Consider the following 18,346-nt stretch of genomic DNA (forward strand, 5'->3'; position numbering starts at 1 on the left):
CGGATCAGATCCAGCCGCGCAGCAGCATGCGGCTCAGCCAGGCGTCGTACGGCACAGGCACGGCGGTGAGCACGGGCGACAGCCACCAGAAGTTGATGAGCGCGAGCAGCGTGAACGCGCCCGCCACCGCCGCCCCCGTCGAGCGCCGCGCGGCCGGCGCGCCCGGTGGCCCGAGGACGAGCCCGCATGCCAGCGCGATCGCGAGGACCATGAACGGCACCGCCGGGAGCGCGTAGAACAGGTACATCGTGCGGTCGTCGGCCAGCGCGAAGTAGAACCACGGCAGCCATCCCGCCGCGTAGGCGAGCAGGACGGCGCCCGCCCTCCAGTCACGGGTCCTCGCGTACCAGACCACCATCGCGATCAGCGCGAGCAGCCCGCCGTACCAGATCACCGGGGTGCCGGTCCCGAGGATCGCCTGCGAGCAGGAGGGCGCGCCGCACGTGCCGCCGGGCGCCTGGTAGAAGAACGCGACCGGCCGCAGCAGCAGCGGCCAGGTCCACGGGTCCGACTGGTAGTCGTGGTGCCTGCTCAGCCCCTGGTGGAAGCCGAACACCTGACTCTGGTAGTCCACCAGCGAGCGGAGCGAGTCGAAGACGAAGTAGGCCCAGCCGTTCGAGGTCGCGCGATCCCAGTTGCGGCCCCACCCCCCGGCGGAGGCGAACCACCCGGCGAACGATGCGACGTACACGACGGCGGGCACGGCGCCGAGCCAGGCGAGGCCCAGCGGCCAGTCGAGGCGGACCGCCTGCCGGTACGGCCGGCGCAGGCCGACGGCGCGCCTGGCCCCGCAGTCCCAGACGAGCGTCATGATCGCGAACGCCATGACGAACAGCACGCCGGTCCACTTGGTCGCGGTCGCGGCGCCCAGGCACAGCCCGGCCGCCAGCCTCCAGGGCCGCGGGCCGAGCCGGGGAGCGGGCCCGTTCAGGGCGGAGGCGCGATACCACTCCGTCAGGCGGGTGCGGGCCGCGTCGCGGTCGGCGACCAGGCAGGCGAAGCCCGCGAGCACCCAGAACGCGAGGAATACGTCGAGCAGCGCCGAGCGCGACAGCACGAGATGCAGGCCGTCCAGCGCCAGCAGCAGGCCGGCGAGGCAGCCGAGGAGGGTCGAGCGGGTCATCCGGCGGGCGGTCCGCGCCAGGACCAGCACGCTGAGCGTGCCCACGAGCGCGGCGACGCACCTCCACCCGAAGGGCGTGACGCCGAAGAGCCACTCTCCCGCGCCGATCAGCCATTTGCCGAGCGGAGGGTGGGCGACGTAGGCGCCGCACTCCTCGAACGTCCCGCACGCCTTGAACACGTCCGTGCCGCCGCGTGCGAACACCTGGTCGGCGCCGTCCGCGAACTGCCGCTCGACGCCGTACCTGATCAGCGAGTAGGCGTCCTTGGCGTAGTAGAGCTCGTCGAAGACGAGCGCGTGCGGCACGTCGAGACGGAAGAACCGGAGGAACCCCCCGAGAGCGGCCACGGCCAGCGGGCCGAGCCATCCGCGCCCACCCGGCATCGGCGGCACCAGCCGAGGTAAGGCGGTCAGAGGCACGCGGTGATCCTAACCCGGCAAAACGCGAAGATCAGGGTAAGACGGATCCGGCATGGCGGACCGTCAGGCATGATCGCCGCCATCCGGGGCAGTAGGCGGCCAGCAAGCGAAGCGGGAAAAACAGTGTCGGCAACGCCATCGGGAGCGTCGCAGATGGATTTCGATGACCGAGCGCAACTCGACACCTCGCAGGTCGAGGACGTCGGCGGTGGAGGCGGGTTCCGCGGCGGAGGTCTTGCCATCGGCGGCGGAGCCGCCGGCATCATCGCCCTCATCGTGGCCCTGATCTTCGGCGTCAACCCCGGCAACATCACGGGCGGCGGCGACGAGCCCGCCGGCCTGCAGCCGAGCAGCGACCTGAGCGCGCAGTGCAAGACCGGCGCCGACGCCGACCAGTCGGAGAAGTGCCGGGTCGTGGGCGTCGTCAACAGCATCCAGAAGTACTGGGGCGAGCAGATCCAGGGATACACCGGCGCGAAGACCACGCTGTTCTCCGGCGGGGTGCAGACCGGCTGCGGCGCCGCGGACTCCTCCGTCGGCCCCTTCTACTGCCCCAATGACAAGCACGTCTACCTGGACCTGTCGTTCTTCGACGAGCTGCAGTCGCGGTTCGGGGCCAAGGGCGGCCCGTTCGCCCAGGCGTACGTGATCGCCCACGAGTACGGCCACCACGCGCAGGACCTGCTCGGCACCATGAACCAGGTCGGCCAGGACCAGGGCGCGGAGAGCGGCTCGGTGCGGCTCGAACTCCAGGCCGACTGCTACGCGGGCGTGTGGGCCAAGAACGCGGTGGACACCGGCTTCTACGCCAAGCCGTTCACCGACGCCGACATCCAGGAGGCGCTCGACGCCGCCGCCGCGGTCGGCGACGACCACATCCAGGAGCAGGCCCAGGGCAGGGTCAACCCGGACGCGTTCACCCACGGCACCTCCGCCCAGCGGCAGAAGTGGTTCACGAACGGCTACTCGTCGGGCGACCCCGCACGCTGCGACACCTTCTCCGGGAGCGTCTGAGACCCCCGGCAGAGCCTCGGGCGCGAACCTTTGCGTCGTCTCCTAAACTACATACCGTGATCTTTAAGTTGGTCGGTGACGGACGGCCCTATCCCGAGCACGGACTGTCGTCCCGCGAGTGGGCGCAGATCCCGCCCCGGCAGGTCCGGCTCGACACACTGGTCACCACGAAGGCGGTGCTGGACCTGCACTCGTTGCTCGCCAAGGACTCGACCTTCTACGGCGATCTTTTCCCGCACGTGGTGCAGTGGAAGGGCGAGCTCTACCTGGAGGACGGCCTGCACCGCGCCCTGCGCGCCGCCCTCCACCAGCGCTCGGTGCTGCACGCCCGCGTGCTGGAGCTGCAGGACTAGACGCTTTCCGGGCGAGATCCTCTGCCTGACTGCTTCGGCAGCCTTACGCGCGCGCTCTGGCCGGCCGTGCCAGGCCGGTGACCCCGGGACGCGAAAGAGCCGCCGACCCCTGTGATCGGGATCGGCGGCTCTCAGGTCGAGCGGTGGAGGTGGGATTTGAACCCACGGTAGGTTGCCCTACACACGCTTTCGAGGCGTGCGCCCTCGGCCACTAGGCGACTCCACCGCGCAGCAGCTTACCGGACGAACACCACTGCGCGTGCATCCGTTTCCGTCCGCCCGCCGAGTCAGGCGCGGCGGCCCGAGAAGAACTCGGTCAGCACGGCTGCGCACTCGCCGGCCAGCACGCCCATGACCACCTCGGGCCGGTGGTTGAGCCGACGGTCCCGCAGGACGTCCCACAGCGATCCCGCGGCCCCGGCCTTCTCGTCCACCGCGCCGTACACCACGCGGTCCACCCGGGCGAGGACCGCGGCGCCGGCGCACATCGTGCACGGTTCAAGCGTGACGACGAGCGTGCAGCCCGTCAGCCGCCAGTCGCCGATCCGCGCCGCCGCCGCGCGCAGGGCGAGCACCTCGGCGTGGGCCGTGGGGTCGGCGCTCGCCTCGCGGTCGTTGCCCGCCGCCGCCAGCACCTCTCCCACCACCGAGCCCGGCCGCGGCGGGCCGAGCACGACGGCGCCGACCGGCACCTCGCCGCGCCCGCCCGCCCGTACGGCCTCCGCCAGCGCCAGCCGCATGGCGGCCTCGTACATGTCCGGCGGCGAGCCGGTCACCGCAGGCGGTCGAGCTCGTCGGCGAAGCCGAGCCGTTCGGCGATGAGGGAGAGGATGTCGGCGGGCAGCACACCCTCCTCCATGCTGAGCTCCACGAGCTCCTCCGCGCTCAGCGAGAAGTCGTCGAGCAGCTCCAGGTCGCCGACCGGGCGGATGCCGAGGTCGGGCGCGTCCTTGTCCACCACGACGCCGGCCAGCTCGGCGAAGATCTCGCCCAGGGGGTCGTTCTGCACGGCGTGCGCGTCGGAGATGAACACGCGAGGGTCGAGGTCGCCCTCATAGCGAATGATCGCGAACCACTCGTCCTCGACCTCCACGCAGAGCAGCGCGAGCTCGTCGCCGTTGAGCCCGAGGGCCTCCTGCAGGGCGTCGCTCAGATCGTCGGCGATCTCGGCCTCGCCGAGATCGACCTCGGCGCCGGCCCAGCGGCCGTCGATGCGGGCGAAACCGGCGGAGAAAAGGTTGGATCTGGAGGGCATTGCCGTCTCCCCAGGTCAGCCGATGGCGGCGTCGACGGCGCGTTCGAATGGCTGGGAGAAACCCAGCCGCGCGGCGATGCTGGACAGGACCTCGTCGGGCAGCAGGTCGAGGTCGCCTGACAGCGCGCCCAGCTCCATCTCGTCGAGCCCGAGGTCGGCGAAGATGGACAGGTCCCCGGCGGGAAGCACGCTGTCGAGCTCCTCCTCCTCGGGCACGGGCACGTCGAGGTATTCGAGAACCTGCTGCGCCAGCGGCCACTCCCAGGCGGCCGTGATGTCCGAGAGGAAGACGTCCACCTGCTCGCCGAAGACCCGTAACGCCACGAAGAAGTCATCCCCTACGGCGACCATGCCAATCGTGGTTCCCATGCTGGGGGTCTGGCGGAGGGCGTGAATGAGTCCGTCCAGGTCGGAGGTCAGCGCCACCGGGAGCATCTCCGCCTCCCAGCGGTCCTCCTCGCGATAGACGACGATGGCGAAGTCAAGAGTGTCCACGTCTGTCATCGTCTTCCCCACCGCACGGTCTTCACGCAGGCAATGGTCGCAGAATCGGAGTCGTACCGTACGGTGCTCACTCCAAATCGTGATCAAAGACTCAGCCGACGTCGAGGGTTTGCCCAGGAGACGGTAACTTCTGTTCCCATGGAGACCCTCGTCGTCGACCACCCGCTCGTCGCCCACAAGCTCACCACTCTCCGCGACGTGCGGACCGACTCGCCGACGTTCCGCCGCCTGGCCGACGAGCTGGTCACGCTGCTCGCCTACGAGGCCACCAGGGACGTCCGGGTCACCGACGTGACGGTCGACACACCGCTCACCCCCGCCCGCGGCGTACGGCTGGCGCGCCCCGTGCCGCTCGTGGTGCCGATCCTCCGCGCGGGGCTGGGGATGCTCGACGGGATGACCCGGCTCCTGCCGACCGCCGAGGTGGGCTTCCTCGGGATGATCCGCGACGAGTCCACGCTCAAGGCCCAGACCTACGCCACGCGGCTGCCGGAGGACCTGTCCGGCCGCCAGTGCTACGTGCTCGACCCGATGCTCGCGACGGGCGGGACCCTCGCCGCGGCGATCCACTTCCTGTTCGACCGCGGCGCCCGGGACGTCACCGCGATCTGCCTGCTGGCCGCGCCCGAGGGCATCGCGTACCTGGACGAGGCGTTCCGCGGCGGCGACCGCCCGATCCGAGTGGTGACGGCCGCCCTCGACGAACGGCTGAACGAGAACGGCTACATCGTGCCCGGCCTCGGCGACGCCGGTGACCGCCTGTACGGCGTCGTCTGATTTCCCGGGGGCCTGATTTCCCGAGGCCTGATTTCCCCGGGGTCTGATTTCCCTTCCTATCCGCGCGGTCCGTCCGCATCTCACCCCTGGTTACACTGCGCGCCCAGTAGGGTACGCAGTGTGATGACGACGTCACCTCGCGCTCTCGCGAGCGGCGCGCCACCAGGGAGAGCGATGATCCAGCATCCGGCCGACGAGCACTACGAACAGCTCGAGGCCCTGCTCAGGGACGAGTTCGCGGGGGTGCATCCTCCCGCGACGGTGACCCGGTGCGTTCAGGCCGCCCACCACGGCGCCATCGAGGTCACCGGACACGCGCACCCAGCACTGGTCGAGCGCATCGCCCGCAAGCATCTGCGGGTCCTGGCGACCGCCGCGACGGAGCGCGGCTGACGGCCGTCACGATCACGAAAACCCGTTGGCGGTTAGCCGCTTTACCAAACGGGGCGTCTGGGTAATGTATTGGTCATGGGAGTGGTGACGGCGGTGCAGGCGAAGAAAGTCATCAAGTGGACGCTCATCGTGTCGGCGGGGTTCTACCTGCTCACGAGACCGACTGACGCGGCCCACACGGTCCACGGGGCCTTCACAGGAATCGTCAGCGCGGCCGATTCGATGGCGCAGTTCTTCGCCACCCTGACATGAGACTTGTGACCCACGGGGATTCGGCCCCGTCGTCGGTCAACCGTTACCTCCTCCCCCACGAACACCAAGTCATCATGGTCCGGCGTCACCCCGCCGTCCTCCTGCGCCCGGTCGCCGAGATCTTCGGTGGGCTCATCCTCGCCGGAATCCTCAGCAAGTTCCTGAGCGACAACGGTGCGAGCCAGGCCCTCGCCCTCGTCTGGTGGGCCTGGCTCCTCCTGCTGGTTCGATTCGTCTGGAAGGTCGCGGAGTGGTCGGTCGACTACTTCGTCGTCACCTCCCAGCGCATGCTTCTCACCACGGGCCTCATCACGCGCAAGGTCGCGATGATGCCCCTGAGCAAGGTCACCGACATGAGCTTCCAGCGCTCGCTCCTCGGCCGCATGCTCGGCTACGGCGAGTTCGTGATGGAGTCGGCCGGCCAGGATCAGGCCCTGCGTACCGTCCCCCACATCCCCTATCCGGAGACCTTGTACCTCGAGGTCTGCCAGATGATCTTCCCCAGCAAGGACGGGGACGACGACTGACCGACGGTCCGCCGTCCGATATCTCGACACCGTGATCGAACCTTCATCGTCGTGATTCTTGACGGAGGGTTACACGATTCGGTCGCTTCGTGCCATTATGGCGACACTATTGACCCTTCCCCCGCCCTGAGAGACCAGATGCCGAGTCAGGGAACCATCGGCGACCGCGTCCGCGGATTGCGGTTGAGCAGGCGCATGTCACAGGCCCAGTTGGCCGGACCCGACCTGTCCGACAGTTACGTCTCACTCATTGAGTCCGGAAAGCGGACGCCAACACCGGTCGTCGCCCGGCTGCTCGCCGAGCGGCTCGGTTGCACCACCGAGTTCCTGCTCCACGGGATAGAACCCCGGCAGCGCATCGACACCGAGCTCGGCCTGCGACATGCCGAGCTCGAGCTGTATCACGGCGATCCCGCCGTGGCGGCCGACCGCTTCGGCGAGATCGTCAAGGCGGCGGGTGAGGACAACGCGATGCTGGCCGCCCACGCGCGCCTCGGTGTGGCGCGGGCGCTGGAGGCCCAGGGCCGCATCGGCCGGGCCGTCGAGGCGTACGAGCGGCTGCGCCGCGAGGCCTCCGCGCACCCCGAGCGCCTTGCGGATCTGCCGCTGACGGTCGCGCTGTGCCGCTGCTACCAGCGGGCCGGCGACCGGCTGCGGGCGCGCGACCTCGGCGCCCACGCGCTCGGCCAGATCGACCGGCTCGGCGTGATCGAGGGCGAGCTGGCCGTCGAGCTGGCGCTCGCGCTGGTGGAGGCCGAGACCGGCCTGCCGTACGTCGAGCGGGTGCTGTCGACCGCGGGCCCGGCGCACGCGAGCGACCGCAGCGCGGAGATCCTCGCGCTGTGGCAGGCCAGCGTCACGGCGGCCGAAGGCGAGGACTCGGCGCTGGCCGTGCAGCTCGCCGAGGACGCCCTCGCGGCGGGCCGTCCGGCCCGGATCGCCGTGCGCCGCGCACGCATCGCGATGCACTGGGCTCGCATCACCGCGGCGGATCCCGAAGGCGCCGATTTGGACCGAGCCAACGAACTCGCGAAGTCCGCGGCGGACGTCTTCGCGGGGTTCCCGGCCGAGCGGCAGGATCACGCGCGGAGCCTCGTGGTGCTGAGTTTCGTACGGTTCCGGACCGGAGACGCGGAATCCGCAGCCGAACTCGCCGGTCAGGCGCTGGATCTATTGGACGGCGTCAAGGGGACCACCGCGGCGACCGCGAACATGGTCCTGGCCGAGATCGCTTTGGCACGGTCCCAAGATCCGGCTGTCGCGCTCGACCACGCGCACGACCTGCTGGACGGCGAGGCGCCCGACCGGGAGACCGCCCGGGCCTGGCGCATGCTCGGCGACCTGTGGGGTCAGGCCGGTGCCCTCGACCGGCAGTCAGGGGCATATCGTAGAGCTCTGGAAGCGGTCGGAATCCGCGTGAACATACCGGGCTCCATGACCACGACGGTGCTCGCTCGATAGCCTCCTGGGGCTCCGGACTTGTTCTGGAGGCTCTGGAATAATGAGGGTCTACCACTCATTCCATCATCGGATGATTGGCAACCCAAAGGAGGCTGACGTGAGCCTGCGGACGGCGCAGCGGGCGTCTCTCGTGGACCAGGTGATCGACCAGCTCAAGGAGCAGATCACCTCCGGCTCCTGGCAGATGAATGCCAAGATTCCCACCGAGACGGTGCTCGCAGAGCACCTGGGAGTCGGCAGGAACACGGTCCGTGAGGCGGTCCGCGCGCTGACCCACGCCGGGCTGCTGGAGTGTCGCCAGGGCGACGGCACGTACGTGCGGGCCACCAGCGAGCTGTCGGGTGCGATGGCCAGGCGGCTGCGCGCGGCCGAGCAGCTGGAGATCCTGGAGGTCCGGCGCGCCCTGGAGGTCGAGGCGGCCCGGCTCGCGGCGACGCGGCGGACCGACGAGGACGTCGCGTCGATCGAGGCCGCGCTGGCCGCGCGCGAGAAGGCATGGTCGGACGGCGACCCCGAGGCGTTCGTCGAGGCCGACCTCGCCTTCCACGTGGCGGTCGTCGAGGCCACGCACAACAGGGTGCTGATCGACCTCTATGTCGACTTCTCCGCGGCGCTGCGGGCGAGCATCGCGGCCGCCGGCGGCTCCCTGGAGCAGAACTACATCCCCCACGACGCGATCGTGCGCGCGATCGCCGCCGGCGACGCCACCGCGGCCGAGCGGGCCGGTCACGCGTGCATGGAGCACATCCTCATCGCCCTCACCGACTCCGCCACCCTCACCTCCTGAGCCCCCCGCCCGGCGGGTCCGTACGAACGGCACCCGCGGGCCCATCAGGTGAGCACAGTCAGGCGAGCACGGCTCAGCCGAGTCGCAGGGACATGACGAGGTAGCGGAAGCCGGGGTCCTCGCCCTCGTCGGTGATCAGCGCGGGGCGGGTCGGCGAGTCCATGTGGATGCGCGCCCGCCCGGTCTCGACCCCCGCCAGCCCGTCGAGCAGGAAGTGGGGCTGGAAGGCGATCTGGATGTCCGGGCCCTCCAGCTCGGCGTCGACGACCTCCGCGCCCCTGCCGATGTCACCGCCCCCGGCCTGGATCAGCACCTGTCCCTGGGAGAACGACAGCCGGACCGCGGCGTTGCGCTCGGCGACCAGCACGACGCGCTTGACGGCCTCCACGAACGGTCCCACCTCCACGTCCGCGTGGATCGTCCACTGCGCGGTCAGCCGGGACCGGTAATCGATGAACTGGTCGTCCAGCAGCCGCACGGTCGTCGTACGCCCCTGACTCTCGAAACCCGCCACGTTGTCGCCCAGGCCGATCGCCACCTCGCCGCCGCGCAGCGACCGGGCCACCTCGACCAGCACCCGCGCAGGCACGACCACGCCGTGCTCCGCGTCCTGCCGCTCGGGATGCCACAGGAACTCGGCGGCGGCGATGCGGTAGCGGTCGGTGGCGGCCATCGACACCCGCACGCCCTCGATGTCCACGCGGATGCCCGTCAGCATGGGCAGCGTGTCGTCGCGGCTCGCGGCGGCGGCCACCTGCCCGACCGCGGTGGCGAAGGCGCCCCCGCCCACGGCGCCGACCTTCGGCGGCATCGGCGGCATCACGGGAAAGTCCTCGTCGGGCATCGTGATCAGCCCGAACTCCGCGCTGCCGCAGGTGAGCACCGCCTCCGACCCGCTTCTGACGATCTCGACGGGCCGGGCGGGCAGGCTCCGGGTGATCTCGGCCAGGACCTTCCCGGGGATCAGCACCCGCCCCGGCTCGGCGACGTCGGCCTCGACGTCGGCACGGGCCGAGACGTCGTAGTCGAAGGCGGACACCCGCAGGTCGTCTCCCGCCTCCAGCAACAGGCCCGCGAGAACGGGCACGGCGGGCCGGGCGGGCAGCACCCGCGCCGCCCACGCCACCGCGTCGGCCAGAACGTCGCGGTTAACCTGGATTTTCATCCCGACCTCCTGCCTGTGCCACGACTCGGCTCCAAAACTAGCGCCCGGCACCGACAATCCCGGCGTGCCCTACTTGCTGTTGAGGAAGGCGAGCACGGCGAGGACGCGCCGGTTGTCGTCGTCGGAGGGCGCCAGGCCGAGCTTGGTGAAGATGCTCGCCGTGTGCTTGCCCACCGCGCTGTCGCTGAGGAACAGCCGCTGCCCGATCGCGGCGTTCGACCTGCCCTCGGCCATCAGCTCCAGCACCTCGCGCTCCCGGGGGGTGAGGCGGCCGAGCGGTTCGTTGCGCGCGTTGCTCGCCAGGAGCCGGGCGATCACCTCGGGGTCCATGGCCGTCCCGCCGCCCGCGACCCGGCGTACGGCGTCGACGAACTGCTCGCCGTTGAACACCCGGTCCTTCAGCAGGTAGCCGACGCCGCCGGACCCGTCGGCCAGCAACTCCCTGGCGTACAGCTGCTCGACGTGCTGGGAGAGCACGAGGACCGGCAGGCCGGGCACCTGCCGCCGCGCGGCCAGGGCGGCCTGCAGCCCCTCATCGGTGAAGGTCGGCGGGAGCCGCACGTCCACGACGGCCACGTCGGGACGCTCGCCGACCAGGGCGGCGAGCAACTCGGGGCCGGACTCGACCGCCGCGACCACCTCGAAGCCGTGCGCGCGCAGCAGTGCGACCAGACCCTCCCGCAGCAGGTGCAGGTCCTCCGCCAGCACTACCCGCACGTGCCGCCCTCCGCTTCCCTGGTCCGCACCGTCGTCGCCAGCGCGACGGCCAGCAGGCCGCCGCCGAGCAGAATCATGCCCACGATGACCGGCCACTGGAAGGGCTCGGACACGTACAGGCCGAGGAACCACGACTTCACCGGCGATCCCACCAGCTTGAACACCATCGCGACCAGCCCCTGCGGGAACAGCGCGATCGGCCACAGCCCCCAGCACAGGCGGCCGAAGTAGCGCCACGGGGTCGTCGGCGCCGGCCGCACCCGGAACGCCCGGGGCAGTTCGATGACGGCCGTGGTCGGGCCGCCCACCGGGCTGTTCACCGCGAGGACGCCGTCGAACGCCCCGAGCCTGCGCTCGATGCCGCGCAGACCGGTGCCCTGCTCGGGGTCCGCGCCGCCGTGACCGTCGTCGGTCACCGTCACGCGCAGCGCCGGGCCCTGCGCGCTCACGTCCACCCACACCTCGGTCGCGTCGCCGTGCCGGGCGGCGTTGGCCAGCAGCTCGCTGACCGCGAAGTACGCCGCGGACTCCAGAGGGGCGGAGGCGCGCTCGGGCAGGTCGACCGTGACGTGGGTGCGCAGCGGGCTGTCCAGGGCGAGGGCGCGTACGGCGTCGCCGAGGCCGCGCTCGGCCAGCACCGGGGGATGGATGCCGCGCACCAGCCGCCGGATCTCCTGCAGCGCGGTCGCCGAGGCCTCCCTCGCCTTGCCGAGCAGCGCCCGGGCGGCCTGCGGGTCGCTTTCCAGCAGTTGCTCGGCCGCGCCGATGGTCATGCCGATCGCCACCAGACGGGCCTGGGCGCCGTCGTGCAGGTCGCGCTCGATCCGGCGCAACTCCGCGGCCTGCGAGTCGACCGCCTCGGTGCGGGCGGCGTCCAGGAGGCTGACCCGCTGGGCCAGCCTGGCCTTCTCGGTGGGCCCGAGCAGCGCGGCCGCCACCTGGCCGTGCAGGCGCACGGCCCACGGCGCGTACCAGCGCGCGCCGATCACCGCGAGCAGGATCCAGACCGCGCCCATCACCGGGTCGCCTCCGGCCGCCCACGCGACGCCGTACGCGACCGCGAGCAGCGGAGCGGCGGCCACCAAACCGCCGGCCAACGGCGCGGAGAGCAGGAAGGCGAGGTCGCGCCAGGTGGCGGGATCCTTGGTCATCCAGTTCCACCGCTTGTTGAAGGCCGGGATCGTGGGCCTCTTGTACAGGGTGCGGCCGTCGCGGTACCAGCCGTCGGCCTGCGGAACCGGCGGGGGCGGCGCGGGCCGGTACGGGTCGTCGATCGGTATGCCCGACCAGCGGGCGGCCAGCCCGCGTTGCAGCCGGGTCACGGCCCGCGCGAGCCGTACGGCCGGGGGGAAGACGGGCACCAGGCCGACCAGGAAGGTGAGCAGCACCGCCGCCAGCACCACCAGGCCGGCGGCCAGGCCCAGCAGGGCGAGGCCGGCGAGAGCGGCGCTCCGCAGCAGGGCGATGAGGGTCGGGCGAGCTGAGGTCACGGGTCCAGTCTGGAGGCCGGCGCCGGGCCGGCACAGTGGCCGAAGCCGCCCGATGGGGGTGGAGGAAAGTGCACCCCCATCGGGTCCGCAGCCGCATTCTCCGCGGACCGTCCGATTCCTAGCGTCTTGGCCATGGCAATCATCACCGTGGACCACCTACGCAAGGCGTACGGAACGAAGGTGGCGGTCGAGGACGTGTCGTTCTCCGTGGAGGAGGGCGAGGTCTTCGGCATCGTGGGCCGCAACGGGGCAGGCAAGACGACGACGGTCGAGTGCGTCGCCGGGCTGCGCACCCCCACCGCGGGCACCGTCACCGTGGACGCGGACCTGAAGGAGCAGGTCGGCGTGCAGCTCCAGGAGTGCTCGCTGCCCGACAAGATCCGGGTCGGGGAGGCGCTGGCGCTCTACGCCTCGTTCTACTCCCGTCCGGCCGACTGGCGGGCCCTGGCCGTGGAGGCCGGGCTCGATCTCCGCGCGCCCTTCGGCAAGCTGTCCGGCGGGCAGCGCCAGCGGCTGTCGGTCGCGCTCGCGCTGGTCGGAAGCCCGCGCGTCGCGATACTCGACGAGCTCACCACCGGCCTCGATCCGCAGGCCCGCCGCGACACGTGGGACCTGGTCTCGCGGATCAGGGAACGCGGCGTGACCGTGCTGCTGGTGACCCACTTCATGGAGGAGGTGGAGCGCCTGTGCGACCGGGTCGCGGTCATCTCCCGGGGGCGGGTGCGGGCGGTGGACACCCCCGCCGGGCTGGTCGCCCGCGCCGGCGGCGAGCAGCGCCTGATCTTCCAGACCGACGATCCCGTCGACGGCCTGCGGGCGCTGCCCGAGGTGGCGTCCGTCACCAGGAACGGCGCGGAGGTCACCGTCACCGGCACCGGCGACGTGCTGAGCGCCGTCACCGCCGTGCTGCCCCCGTCCCGCACCCGGGGGCTGCGCATGGAGCGCACCACCCTCGACGACGCGTTCCTCGTTCTCACCGGCAAGGAGGAGTCATGACGAAAGCGTTCGGAAAACTCGCGGCCGTGGAGGCCCGGCTCTTCCTCCGCGAGCCGATGGCGGTGTTCTTCGCGATCGTGCTGCCGGTGGGACTGCTGCTGGGGCTCGGCACGACGATCCCCGGCTTCCGCGACGCGGATCCGTCGCTCGGCGGGCAGCGGCTCGTGGACGCGCCCTTCACGGCGATGATGGTGCTGCTGTCGGTCGTGACGCTCGGGCTCAGCGTGCTGCCGGGCAGCCTGGTGATCTACCGGGAACGCGGCGTGCTGCGGCGGCTGTCCACCACGCCGGTGCGGCCGGGCGCGCTGCTGACGGCCCAACTGGTGATCAACGTGGTCGTGTCCGTGGTCGCCACCACGCTGACGCTGGTGCTGGGTCACCTGGTCCTCGGGGTGCCGTTCCCCGTCTCGCCATGGACGTTCGCCGGGGTCTTCGTCCTCGGTTCGCTCACCATGCTCGCCATCGGCCTGCTGCTGGCCGCCGTGGCGCCGAACGCCCGGGTCGTCCAGGGAGTCGGCTCGGCCCTCATGTTCCCCCTGCTGTTCCTCGCCGGGATGTGGCTGCCCCGGCCGCTCATGCCCGAAATCCTGCGCCGGGTCAGCGACTTCACGCCCACGGGCGCCTTCGGGCAGGGACTGATGGACGCCCTGGGCGGGCACGCCCCCCAGCCGCTCCACCTCGCCGTACTGGCGGGCTGGGCGCTGGCCGCGGGTCTCGCCGCGGCCCGGCTGTTCCGCTGGGAGTAGCCGATGGGGCCCTGGCGGCCCGGCGCCTACCTCGGGGGTAATCGCCGGGCCGATCGGCGACCGGATAGCGTCCAGGGCGTGACCGTCGCAACGCTCTATCAGCGGCCGTTCGGGGAGCTCCTGCGCCAGTGGCGCGAGCACCGGCGGCTGAGCCAGCTGGAACTGTCCAACCGCGCCGAGATCTCCACTCGGCACATTAGCTTCCTGGAGACCGGCCGGGCCACGCCAAGCCGCGACATGGTGCTCCACCTCGCCGAGCACCTCGACCTTCCGCTCCGCGAGCGCAACCACCTGCTGCTGGCCGCCGGATACGCCCCCGTCTACACCGAGTCGTCGCTCGCCTCGCCGCAGATGGCGGCGGTGTACGAGGCGATCCGGCGGCTGCTGTCGGCCCACGACCCCTACCCGGCGGTGGTGGTGGACCGGGTATGGAACCTCGTCGACGCCAACGACGGCATCGGGCTGCTCGCGGAGGGGATCGACCCCGACCTGCTGAGCAACGTGCTGCGGGGAAGCCTCCACCCAGAAGGACTCGCCCCGCACATCGTCAACCTGGGCGAGTGGCGGGCGCACCTGCTCGGCCGGCTGCGCCGGCAGATCACGCTCACCGCCGACCCGCAGCTCAGCGAGCTGTACGCCGAGCTGCGCGACTACCCCTGCGACCAGCCGGAACCCGAGGTGGAGCTGCCCGGCCCCGGAGACATCCTCGTGCCGCTGCGCGTGCGGCGGGCCGGGCGGGAGCTGTCGTTCTTCAGCATCGTGGCGACCTTCGGCACCCCGCTCGACATCACGGTCTCCGAGCTGGCCATCGAGTCGTTCTACCCGGCCGATCCCGCGACGGCCGCGTTCCTGCGCGGCACCTCTTCGTGATCGTCCAGAGATCATCCGGCGTCCGTGTGGCGATCCGGTCTTGCCACAATTCCCCCATCAAGCCGTGCCCGAATCAGGGGGAGGCCGGGGTGGGGGGGAGACCGGGGTGGGGGGAGAGACCAGGGTGCCCACACGGGTGCTGACCAACACGTTCCACGTGGACGCCGCGCCGGAGAAGGTGTTCGAGCACCTCACGACGCCCGAGAGTTACATCGGCCTGTCACCGCTCGTGGTCGCCGTGCGGGACGTCGACACCTCCGAGCCGGGGGTGGTGCGCTACACCTCCATCGAGCGGTTCCGCTTCCTCGGCCTGAAGTACGACAACCCCATCGCCGTCACACTGCTGACCGAGCGCCTGGCCGGGGGGCTGTCGGTGCGGGGACAGGTGCGCAGCCCCGGCGGCGTACGGATGGGCTACCGCTTCGACCTGTCCCCGGAGGCCGGCGGCACGCGGATGGACGACCGGCTGGACCTGAGCGCGCCGTGGCTCGTGATGGGGTTCGCGGCGGGCCAGGCGCGCAAGGTGCAGCTCGCCAGGGCCCGGATCCTCGCCGAACGGCTGTCCGGGCGGTCTACGCACGGTGTGTGAACGACTCCAGCGACTCCGCGCGCCGGATGTGGTCGAGCCGGTGACATCCTCCTGTCACGATCTCGATGAGAAACGCGTCACACCGCGATGTTCGCGGTCCTGACCGCCGCTCTCTCGCGTGAGAAGCTGGAGCTCCCACCATCCGCCCGGAGGTATCACATGCTCGTGCTGGCGCACGTCAGCGACATCCACATCGACGGAAGCGAGCGGAACACCTCGCGCGCCGCCCGCGCGCTCACCTACGCGCGGTCGCTGCGGCCCGACGCGATCGTGCTCACCGGCGACCTGGCGGACCACGGCGCGATGGAGGAGTACGAGACCGTCCGCGAGCTGATCGCCGGCGACGACGTGCCGCTCGTGCTGTGCCCGGGCAACCACGACGCGCGGGGCAACCTCCGCAAGGTCCTGCTGGAGCAGGACGGCGACCACCCGGTCAACCAGGCGCTCAACCTCGACCACGCGACGATCGCGCTGTGCGACTCCAGCATCCCCGGCCGGCCCGAGGGCGCACTGGACGACGACACCCTGGCCTGGCTCGACTCCGTGCTCGCCGCAACGCCCGGCGTCCCCGCCTTCGTCGGCATGCACCACCCGCCCGTCGCGCTCGGCATCCCGTACGTGGACGACATCCGGCTCGGGCGGCCGGAGGGGCTGGCGGAGGTCCTGGGCCGGCACCCGCACGCCATCGCGGTGCTGGCCGGGCACGCCCACACGGCGGCGGCGACGACGTTCGCCGGGCTGCCGCTGCTGGTCGCGCCGGGAGTGGTCAGCACCGCGCTGCTGCCGTCCGAGACCTCGGCGCACCCCCCGGTCGACCACGACCTGCCGCCGGCCGTCGCCCTGCACGTGCTCGACGACGGCCGGGTCACCACCCACTACCGGCCGGTCCCCTAGACCTTCGTGATGCGGACGGCGTCGGCGACGACATAGCCGGTGGCGGAGGTCCACCGGCTCACGCCGACCACCTTGGAGGTCCCCGCGGTCAGCGTGAACGTGCCGAGCGAGCGCCACTGGCCACCGCCCGTCCGCTGGTCCACCGACACCGTACGGCTGCCGCTCGACGTCGCCACGATGTACGGCGTCGCGCTGTTGTAGCCCGGGTCGGACGGATACCAGACCTCGACCCGGTAGCTCCCGGCGCTGGGGATCGTGGCGGTGAACCAGGCCGGATCGCTGGCCGCCACCGGGGTGGCGAAGCGGTAGTCGGCGCCGTACCGCTGGGCGGAGTAGGCCGAGACGCCCCAGGCCGAGCCCGCGCTGAAGGACGTCCCGGCGTTGTCGACCACGATGCCGGACGCCCCGGTGGACGTCGCACCGCCGCTGGGCGCGCTCTCCTGCCGCCACCGGTCGAGCGCGGTGACGTAGTAGGTGGCGGTGCCGGTGGCCGTGGTGTCCGTGTAGCTCGTCTGCCTGGTCGTCGTCAGCAGGTTGCGGGCGTCGGCGAAGGAGCACGGGTCGGCCGTCGGGACCGCGCCGTCGACCCGGTAGACCGCGTACGAGGAGCCGTTGCCCTGCCAGGAGAGGGCGACCCCGGTCGAGGTGCGGACGGCGGAGGTGATCGAGGGGGCCGCGGGCACCCCACCGGTGCCCCGCGCGGGCGGAAGCGCCGGCCTGGAGTAGTGGGCCGACACGAGGGCCGAGAAGCCGCCGATCCGGTCCGCCCTGACGTCCTTGGCGCTGAAGTAGACGTCGCCGGCCACCTCGGGGTGCTTCCTGTTGTCGTAGAGGTGGTCGCTGAGCTCGGATGGGTCCTGCCAGGCGGCGTCCTGGCCGCTCGCCCCGACCCGGTAGGCGGCCTGGCCGACGACCAGGCCGACGCCGGTTCCCCTGACGACGTCGGACCACCACGCGGTGAGCACCTCGTACGCCGCCGGGCCGTAGCCGATGTGCCAGTAGATCTGCGGCGCGACGTAGTCCACCCAGCCCTGCTTCACCCACAGTCTGGTGTCGGCGTAGATCGCGTCGTACGACTGCAGCCCGGAGGTCCGGGAGCCGAGAGGGTCGGTGGCGGAGTTGCGCCAGATGCCGAACGGGCTGACGCCGAAGGACACCCATGGTTTCGCGGCGTGGACGCGCTGGTCCAGCTCCCGCACGAGCCGGTCGACGTTGTCGCGGCGCCAGTCGCCGACGTCGGAGAAGCCCGCGCCGTACCGGCTGAAGGTGGCGGAGTCGGGGAGGGCCTCGCCGCTCACCGGATAGGGGTAGAAGTAGTCGTCGAGGTGAACGCCGTCGATGTCATACCGGGTGACGGCGTCCGTGATCGCGTCCTCGATGAAGGCCCTGACCTCGGGGATGCCGGGGTTGTAGTAGAGCTTGCCGCCGTACGCAAAGCGCCAGTCGGGATGCACACGGGCCGGGTGGGTGGCGACCAGCTTCGCCGGATCGTCGTCGTTGGCGACGCGGTAGGGGTTGAACCAGGCGTGCAACTCCAGGTCGCGGGCGTGGGCCTCGGCGACCAGGAACGCCAGGGGGTCGTAGCCGGGGTCGCGGCCCTGGGTGCCGGTCAGCCACTGCGACCACGGCTCGTACGGCGAGGGCCAGAAGGCGTCGGCGGTGGGCCTCACCTGCACCATCACCGCGTTCATGTGCCTGCTGACGGCCAGGTCGAGCCAGGAGCGCAGCTCGGCCTGCTGCGCGGAGACGCTCAGGCCGGTGCGGCTGGGCCAGTCGATGTTGGCGACCGTGGAGATCCACATGGCGCGCAGCTGCCGCTTGGGCGTCGCGGGGTCCGTGGCGCAGGCCGCCGCGGCCGCGGACCGGGGAGTGACGAGAGTGACGACCAGGACGATGAACGTGGCCAGGAGGGTACGCGGGAGCGTGGTCACGAAGGGAAGTTTCAATGCCTTCCCTTGACCGCGCAATAGTCTTCACCCGATCGGAGGGGGCCCAAATCCGGTCACGGCACGA

Annotated in this window: 21 protein-coding genes and 1 tRNA gene; 13 read left to right on the forward strand and 9 right to left on the reverse strand. The window is 71.3% G+C overall.

The window, feature by feature from the left end; all coding sequences use genetic code 11:
• Positions 1–4: 4 nt before the first annotated feature.
• A complete protein-coding gene (locus FLW16_RS33050; protein ID WP_312847173.1) occupies positions 5–1,543 on the reverse strand; it encodes a phospholipid carrier-dependent glycosyltransferase in 1,539 nt (512 codons plus the stop codon).
• Between the two features lie 153 nt (positions 1,544–1,696).
• Between FLW16_RS33050 and FLW16_RS33055 the strand changes: the two genes are divergently transcribed.
• Together FLW16_RS33055 and FLW16_RS33060 are read left to right on the forward strand one after the other, a co-directional pair.
• The gene (locus FLW16_RS33055; RefSeq protein ID WP_142564097.1) at positions 1,697–2,557 is read left to right on the forward strand and encodes a neutral zinc metallopeptidase; all 861 of its coding nucleotides are present in this window, start codon (positions 1,697–1,699) and stop codon (positions 2,555–2,557) included.
• A 56-nt stretch (positions 2,558–2,613) separates the two neighbouring features.
• Complete coding sequence (locus tag FLW16_RS33060) at positions 2,614–2,910, forward strand: type II toxin-antitoxin system VapB family antitoxin (RefSeq protein ID WP_142564099.1); 297 nt, start codon at positions 2,614–2,616, stop codon at positions 2,908–2,910.
• A 141-nt stretch (positions 2,911–3,051) separates the two neighbouring features.
• On the opposite strand, the gene FLW16_RS33065 is transcribed toward FLW16_RS33060, so the two are convergent.
• The 4 genes from FLW16_RS33065 to FLW16_RS33080 form a co-directional block, all read right to left on the reverse strand.
• Positions 3,052–3,136, reverse strand: a tRNA-Ser gene (locus FLW16_RS33065).
• Positions 3,137–3,197: 61 nt separating this feature from the next.
• Complete coding sequence (tadA, locus tag FLW16_RS33070) at positions 3,198–3,665, reverse strand: tRNA adenosine(34) deaminase TadA (protein WP_221891412.1); 468 nt, start codon at positions 3,663–3,665, stop codon at positions 3,198–3,200.
• Between the two features lie 17 nt (positions 3,666–3,682).
• Positions 3,683–4,165, reverse strand: coding sequence for a tRNA adenosine deaminase-associated protein (locus tag FLW16_RS33075; RefSeq protein WP_142564101.1), 483 nt, complete (start codon positions 4,163–4,165; stop codon positions 3,683–3,685).
• Between the two features lie 15 nt (positions 4,166–4,180).
• The gene (locus FLW16_RS33080; RefSeq protein WP_030508646.1) at positions 4,181–4,669 is read right to left on the reverse strand and encodes a tRNA adenosine deaminase-associated protein; all 489 of its coding nucleotides are present in this window, start codon (positions 4,667–4,669) and stop codon (positions 4,181–4,183) included.
• 138 nt (positions 4,670–4,807) lie between these two features.
• On the opposite strand from FLW16_RS33080, the gene upp reads away from it, so the two are divergent.
• The 6 genes from upp (at position 4,808) to FLW16_RS33105 (ending at position 8,866) form a co-directional block, all read left to right on the forward strand.
• Complete coding sequence (gene upp / locus FLW16_RS33085; RefSeq protein ID WP_142564103.1) at positions 4,808–5,446, forward strand: uracil phosphoribosyltransferase; 639 nt, start codon at positions 4,808–4,810, stop codon at positions 5,444–5,446.
• Positions 5,447–5,620: 174 nt separating this feature from the next.
• A complete protein-coding gene (locus FLW16_RS33090) occupies positions 5,621–5,839 on the forward strand; it encodes a hypothetical protein (RefSeq protein ID WP_142564105.1) in 219 nt (72 codons plus the stop codon).
• 75 nt (positions 5,840–5,914) lie between these two features.
• The gene (locus FLW16_RS44055) at positions 5,915–6,091 is read left to right on the forward strand and encodes a hypothetical protein (protein ID WP_167748364.1); all 177 of its coding nucleotides are present in this window, start codon (positions 5,915–5,917) and stop codon (positions 6,089–6,091) included.
• A complete protein-coding gene (locus FLW16_RS33095) occupies positions 6,088–6,618 on the forward strand; it encodes a PH domain-containing protein (protein WP_139575509.1) in 531 nt (176 codons plus the stop codon). Before FLW16_RS44055 ends, FLW16_RS33095 begins: the two co-directional genes overlap by 4 nt.
• 138 nt (positions 6,619–6,756) lie before the next feature.
• Positions 6,757–8,079 carry a helix-turn-helix domain-containing protein gene (locus tag FLW16_RS33100; protein WP_142564107.1) on the forward strand — a complete coding sequence of 441 codons (1,323 nt, stop codon included), beginning with the start codon at positions 6,757–6,759 and terminating at the stop codon, positions 8,077–8,079.
• A 97-nt stretch (positions 8,080–8,176) separates the two neighbouring features.
• Positions 8,177–8,866: a FadR/GntR family transcriptional regulator gene (locus FLW16_RS33105; RefSeq protein WP_139575507.1), complete on the forward strand. Its 690-nt coding sequence runs from the start codon at positions 8,177–8,179 to the stop codon at positions 8,864–8,866.
• 73 nt (positions 8,867–8,939) lie between these two features.
• Here FLW16_RS33105 and dnaN read toward each other — a convergent pair whose 3' ends face one another.
• From dnaN to FLW16_RS33120, 3 genes are all read right to left on the reverse strand, one after another.
• Positions 8,940–10,031 (reverse strand): DNA polymerase III subunit beta, encoded by a 1,092-nt coding sequence (gene dnaN, locus FLW16_RS33110; protein ID WP_142564109.1) that lies wholly within the window; start codon positions 10,029–10,031, stop codon positions 8,940–8,942.
• Between the two features lie 69 nt (positions 10,032–10,100).
• The gene (locus FLW16_RS33115; RefSeq protein WP_142564111.1) at positions 10,101–10,748 is read right to left on the reverse strand and encodes a response regulator transcription factor; all 648 of its coding nucleotides are present in this window, start codon (positions 10,746–10,748) and stop codon (positions 10,101–10,103) included.
• A complete protein-coding gene (locus tag FLW16_RS33120) occupies positions 10,739–12,238 on the reverse strand; it encodes a sensor histidine kinase (RefSeq protein ID WP_260615832.1) in 1,500 nt (499 codons plus the stop codon). Before FLW16_RS33120 ends, FLW16_RS33115 begins: the two co-directional genes overlap by 10 nt.
• A gap of 132 nt (positions 12,239–12,370) precedes the next feature.
• Between FLW16_RS33120 and FLW16_RS33125 the strand changes: the two genes are divergently transcribed.
• The 5 genes from FLW16_RS33125 to FLW16_RS33145 all read left to right on the forward strand — a co-directional run bounded on the left by FLW16_RS33125 (position 12,371) and on the right by FLW16_RS33145 (position 16,333).
• Positions 12,371–13,234, forward strand: a complete 864-nt coding sequence (locus tag FLW16_RS33125; protein ID WP_142564113.1) for an ABC transporter ATP-binding protein — start codon at positions 12,371–12,373, stop codon at positions 13,232–13,234.
• A complete protein-coding gene (locus FLW16_RS33130) occupies positions 13,231–13,980 on the forward strand; it encodes an ABC transporter permease (RefSeq protein ID WP_142564115.1) in 750 nt (249 codons plus the stop codon). The genes FLW16_RS33125 and FLW16_RS33130 overlap by 4 nt, the downstream gene beginning before the upstream one ends.
• A gap of 78 nt (positions 13,981–14,058) precedes the next feature.
• On the forward strand, positions 14,059–14,850 hold the full coding sequence (locus tag FLW16_RS33135; protein ID WP_260615833.1) for a helix-turn-helix domain-containing protein: 792 nt from the start codon (positions 14,059–14,061) through the stop codon (positions 14,848–14,850).
• 124 nt (positions 14,851–14,974) lie between these two features.
• On the forward strand, positions 14,975–15,439 hold the full coding sequence (locus FLW16_RS33140) for an SRPBCC family protein (RefSeq protein ID WP_142564119.1): 465 nt from the start codon (positions 14,975–14,977) through the stop codon (positions 15,437–15,439).
• A gap of 159 nt (positions 15,440–15,598) precedes the next feature.
• Positions 15,599–16,333, forward strand: coding sequence for a metallophosphoesterase (locus FLW16_RS33145; protein WP_142564122.1), 735 nt, complete (start codon positions 15,599–15,601; stop codon positions 16,331–16,333).
• Here the strand turns inward: FLW16_RS33145 and FLW16_RS33150 are convergent.
• Positions 16,330–18,264, reverse strand: coding sequence for a family 10 glycosylhydrolase (locus FLW16_RS33150; protein ID WP_142564124.1), 1,935 nt, complete (start codon positions 18,262–18,264; stop codon positions 16,330–16,332). The two genes, FLW16_RS33145 and FLW16_RS33150, sit on opposite strands and share 4 nt — an antisense overlap.
• Positions 18,265–18,346: the final 82 nt, after the last annotated feature.

This window comes from Microbispora sp. KK1-11 (assembly GCF_006874435.1).
Taxonomy (GTDB): Bacteria; Actinomycetota; Actinomycetes; order Streptosporangiales; family Streptosporangiaceae; genus Microbispora; species Microbispora catharanthi.

Coding starts and splice junctions, on each gene's coding strand:
- FLW16_RS33055 (WP_142564097.1), top strand. CDS start 1,697: ATGGATTTCGATGACCGAGCGCAACTCGACACCTCGCAGGTCGAGGAC.
- tadA (WP_221891412.1), bottom strand. CDS start 3,665: ATGTACGAGGCCGCCATGCGGCTGGCGCTGGCGGAGGCCGTACGGGCG.
- FLW16_RS33075 (WP_142564101.1), bottom strand. CDS start 4,165: ATGCCCTCCAGATCCAACCTTTTCTCCGCCGGTTTCGCCCGCATCGAC.
- FLW16_RS33080 (WP_030508646.1), bottom strand. CDS start 4,669: ATGACAGACGTGGACACTCTTGACTTCGCCATCGTCGTCTATCGCGAG.
- upp (WP_142564103.1), top strand. CDS start 4,808: ATGGAGACCCTCGTCGTCGACCACCCGCTCGTCGCCCACAAGCTCACC.
- FLW16_RS33090 (WP_142564105.1), top strand. CDS start 5,621: ATGATCCAGCATCCGGCCGACGAGCACTACGAACAGCTCGAGGCCCTG.
- FLW16_RS44055 (WP_167748364.1), top strand. CDS start 5,915: ATGGGAGTGGTGACGGCGGTGCAGGCGAAGAAAGTCATCAAGTGGACG.
- FLW16_RS33095 (WP_139575509.1), top strand. CDS start 6,088: ATGAGACTTGTGACCCACGGGGATTCGGCCCCGTCGTCGGTCAACCGT.
- FLW16_RS33100 (WP_142564107.1), top strand. CDS start 6,757: ATGCCGAGTCAGGGAACCATCGGCGACCGCGTCCGCGGATTGCGGTTG.
- dnaN (WP_142564109.1), bottom strand. CDS start 10,031: ATGAAAATCCAGGTTAACCGCGACGTTCTGGCCGACGCGGTGGCGTGG.
- FLW16_RS33125 (WP_142564113.1), top strand. CDS start 12,371: ATGGCAATCATCACCGTGGACCACCTACGCAAGGCGTACGGAACGAAG.
- FLW16_RS33130 (WP_142564115.1), top strand. CDS start 13,231: ATGACGAAAGCGTTCGGAAAACTCGCGGCCGTGGAGGCCCGGCTCTTC.
- FLW16_RS33145 (WP_142564122.1), top strand. CDS start 15,599: ATGCTCGTGCTGGCGCACGTCAGCGACATCCACATCGACGGAAGCGAG.